The organism is Clostridium sp. (genome assembly GCF_051278035.1).
Classification (GTDB): domain Bacteria; phylum Bacillota; class Clostridia; order Clostridiales; family Clostridiaceae; genus Clostridium_AD.
In genome coordinates this window covers 1-3,375 of record NZ_JBNMNU010000289.1, presented here as the reverse complement: position 1 = coordinate 3,375, position 3,375 = coordinate 1, and the positions used below count along the sequence as shown (strand labels likewise).

The 3,375-nt window shown below is 27.9% G+C and carries 5 protein-coding genes; 2 read left to right on the top strand and 3 right to left on the bottom strand.

Annotation, left to right across the window (positions count from 1 at the left end; genetic code table 11):
• The first annotated feature begins 402 nt into the window (after positions 1-402).
• Positions 403-612 carry an ATP-binding protein gene (locus ACJAX4_RS23075; RefSeq protein ID WP_435791784.1) on the top strand — a complete coding sequence of 70 codons (210 nt, stop codon included), beginning with the start codon at positions 403-405 and terminating at the stop codon, positions 610-612.
• Between the two features lie 113 nt (positions 613-725).
• A complete protein-coding gene (locus ACJAX4_RS23070; protein WP_435791783.1) occupies positions 726-851 on the top strand; it encodes a hypothetical protein in 126 nt (41 codons plus the stop codon).
• A 172-nt stretch (positions 852-1,023) separates the two neighbouring features.
• On the opposite strand, the gene ACJAX4_RS23065 is transcribed toward ACJAX4_RS23070, so the two are convergent.
• The 3 genes from ACJAX4_RS23065 to ACJAX4_RS23055 are packed head-to-tail and all read right to left on the bottom strand — an operon-like array spanning position 1,024 to position 2,764.
• Positions 1,024-1,761: a Fic family protein gene (locus ACJAX4_RS23065; protein WP_435791782.1), complete on the bottom strand. Its 738-nt coding sequence runs from the start codon at positions 1,759-1,761 to the stop codon at positions 1,024-1,026.
• 54 nt (positions 1,762-1,815) lie between these two features.
• On the bottom strand, positions 1,816-2,067 hold the full coding sequence (locus ACJAX4_RS23060) for a plasmid mobilization protein (RefSeq protein WP_435791781.1): 252 nt from the start codon (positions 2,065-2,067) through the stop codon (positions 1,816-1,818).
• 43 nt (positions 2,068-2,110) lie between these two features.
• A complete protein-coding gene (locus ACJAX4_RS23055) occupies positions 2,111-2,764 on the bottom strand; it encodes an AAA family ATPase (RefSeq protein ID WP_435791780.1) in 654 nt (217 codons plus the stop codon).
• Between the last annotated feature and the right edge of the window lie 611 nt (positions 2,765-3,375).

The window sequence follows — 3,375 nt, the reverse complement described above, 5'->3', positions numbered from 1 at the left end:
TAACTGATCTGTCAACAGTGTTTAGAACACAAAGCTTATAACTTATCATTAAGCACATAAAATACGTAGAATTATGTGCTTTAAACTTACGATATAGTAAATGAGTTACCCTAAATTATATACATTAATTTTGGTAAGTTTGAATCTAATAAAAAATATGATTAGTTTACATCGTGGGTTGAGTAAAAGTTTGAAGCTGAATTTAAATGGACAATCTCCAAAACCTGTAGATTATGGAGAATGTTCAAATATTCAACTCTTTTTGGAACAAAATTTCTAACAGCTTTATTTGTTCCAAATATAATACCTTATTTCTTTTGATGATATATGCTTTTACCTCTTTGATAATGAATATATATGTTAAACGATTGATTTTAAAGTTTATCTAGTTTATGTGAGAAATTGCAGCAAATATTAGAATATGAAAAAAACTTTATAATAACTTATTTATCTTTTACTAAATGGAAGGAGGTTCTTAATAACGATGAAGCTTTAACAACGGCAATACTTGATAGGTTAATACACCACTCACCTCTTATTAATGTTACTGGTGAGAGCTATAGATTAAAGCAAAAACGAGAAGCTGGTTTATTAGATATTTCAGCTAAATAGGTGTTACAAAGTGCTGCACTTTTGCACTGTATATTGGTGTATATTTGGATTGCACTTGACAATATGGAGTGTTTAGGAATCATGAACTATTATATGCAGTTGAATTAAGAGCAATGCAGATTGCTCAAGCACTTGGAAAATTTAATAAAAAAATTGAGGAAGAGGATATGGCTATTATTAAGAAATGGCATAATGAGGAATACATTAAGAAGATTTTACGGTCTCTAAAAATTGGTTAGATCCTCTTAATACATTAAGCATTGCATTATTAAAAGATCCATCTTCATTCATTGTCAGTCCTTGATAGTATTTTATTAGACTGACACGAAATTCCTAACACTCCCTTAGCTTTTGAATAATAAGAAATAGAAGGTAAGCTCCAATATCATGAAGTTCATATATAACTTTAGATTATTTAATATCAAGAAGATAAAAATATGGCTCAAAACTCTCTTCAACTACTTTTGAAATTAGTTTTAAAAATGGATCGTAATTCTTAGTAGTATGAGCTATATCAAGAGCCTTGTAATACTCGAGTCTATCTTTAAATTCTATAACAGCTGGCGGAAACCCATGTTTTATAAGTTCCAAATTCATTAGAAGTCTAGATGTCCTACCATTACCATCTACAAAAGGGTGAATACCCACAAAATCAACATGTACTCTTGCTGCGAGTTCTACAGGATGCATGTTTGTATGTTCTTCTTTATACCAAGCTACAAATTCTTGCATCAAAGAAGGGACATTAATTGATAAAGGTGGTTTGTGTTGCGCTCCACTAATAATCACATTAATATTTCTATATGTCCCAGCACTCTTGTCATCAATATTTTTTAAAATTAAAGAGTGAATGGATTTTATATCATTCTCGTTTAGCAGTTCACCTAATTGTACTAACTCTTCAACATATAAAATTGCTTCTCTATGATTAATAGTCTCAAAATGCTCTCTTAAACTTTTTCCTCCTACCGTTATCCCCTCAAGTGCAACTTTTGTTTCTTGAAGAGTTAATGTATTGCCTTCTATAGCATTGGAGTTAAAAGTCCAGCGTAGTACTAAATCTTCATGTAGATTATTAACTATATCTTTTGGTAATGGTCGATAGGTATCAAGAGTGTTTTTAAGTCTGTCTAAGTGTGAAAAATCCATTATTTATCCAATTTATTTATGAAAGTATTGTAACATTATTCTGAGTACAAGTATCTATATAAACTTTGCCAAACTAATCTTACACAAAGCACTAACACTAATCCCAAGTTCTTTTGCATGAGATTCTATCTTTGCTTTTTCATTAGGAGTAACATTTATAAAAATCTGTTCACTAGCTTTATCAGTAGCATCTTTTTTAGGTCTTCCGCCTTTGTTCTTTTTACCTTTGCTCATATCAGCAGCACCTATGAACTTATTCATCTTCTCTGATGTGTCAAGATCGTCTAAATCTTTAATTTTTGCCATTTAATTACTCCTTATTTTAAACTAGTTTTATACTAAATATAAACTAGTTATTAATTAGTTTTAATATCTCTTTTGAGAGTTCTTTAATTTCTTGAGCAGCAGAGCCTTTTTTATTTAATTCTTTTACTGTCAATCCATCTCCATAACTATTTTTATAATCAGCTCTTGAATAAATAGTGCTATCTAGTAAGTTGAAATATTCAGAATTATCTTTGATGTATTCGCGCAAGTTTTGTAATTTATTTTTAGATCTACTATCTACATTATTTAGAAGTACATTTGTTTTAATAGTAATACCAAAAACTTCACTTGCTTCTTTTAATATTTTTCTAAATTTTTGTAAGCCAAAGATTTCTATTTGAGATATTCCTACTGGAGTAATGATGATATCTGCTTTTATAAGTGCAGCTCGATTAACATCACTATCATATCCACCACTATCAATAATTAATAAATTATCTTTAATATTAGAATACTCATTGATAAAGTCATTAAAGTCTATATCACTTTCTTTTACACATTTTATAGTTGCTAGGTTTTCACTTGTGCGTAGTTGATTAAAAAGGATTGCAGAGTTTTGAGAGTCCAGATCTAATAAAATAATGTCATTATATTTCTTATGAAGTGTGTACGCTGTATTTATTGCAACTGTACTTTTACCAACTCCACCTTTTTGATGCCCAAATAGAACTATCATAATAAACTCCTTTAAAATAAGTATAATACTAGCAATTAACTTGAACTATACTTATTAGTATGTAGTTTATATTAATGTTTTAATAAAAGTTTTGTTAGTTTCACATAAGTATTTCCAAGCTTTTTGTTCAACTTCAATTTTTGTTTTCATAAAATTATTATATTAAAAATAATATACATTTTTGACTAGTGCTAACAATTAGTAATGAAATACATTGTTTCACAAATTAACTGATATATTTGAGAATAAAAGCGAAGTTTTTTTCAAGCTTTTACAGTCTCTGTTCTTTTAAAAGTATTCCCTTTATTTTCTTCATTGATATATGTCATAAATAGTATTTATTGAACATGTTCCAAATTTCAACTCTTTTTGGTAAAAGTATTTTATTAGTAATAACTGCTCAAAAAGTAAAAGAACAGGTTGTGCAGTTTAAATTTGACCTTTGCTTTAAAAATGTACTTTTATGCATATAATAAATCAAAAACATCATTTATTACAAAGAATTAATTTCTATTTCTAATTCTTGTAGTGTTTTAATTATTTCATCAAAACTAATATATTTATCAAAAATCATATTTTCCATAGCTTTATAATCTTTTTCCAATTCTGCA

Bases quoted from the DNA above. Each gene is read 5' to 3' on its own strand.
- ACJAX4_RS23055 (WP_435791780.1), bottom strand. From the start codon at position 2,764: ATGATAGTTCTATTTGGGCATCAAAAAGGTGGAGTTGGTAAAAGTACA.
- ACJAX4_RS23065 (WP_435791782.1), bottom strand. From the start codon at position 1,761: ATGGATTTTTCACACTTAGACAGACTTAAAAACACTCTTGATACCTAT.
- ACJAX4_RS23070 (WP_435791783.1), top strand. From the start codon at position 726: ATGCAGATTGCTCAAGCACTTGGAAAATTTAATAAAAAAATTGAGGAA.
- ACJAX4_RS23060 (WP_435791781.1), bottom strand. From the start codon at position 2,067: ATGGCAAAAATTAAAGATTTAGACGATCTTGACACATCAGAGAAGATG.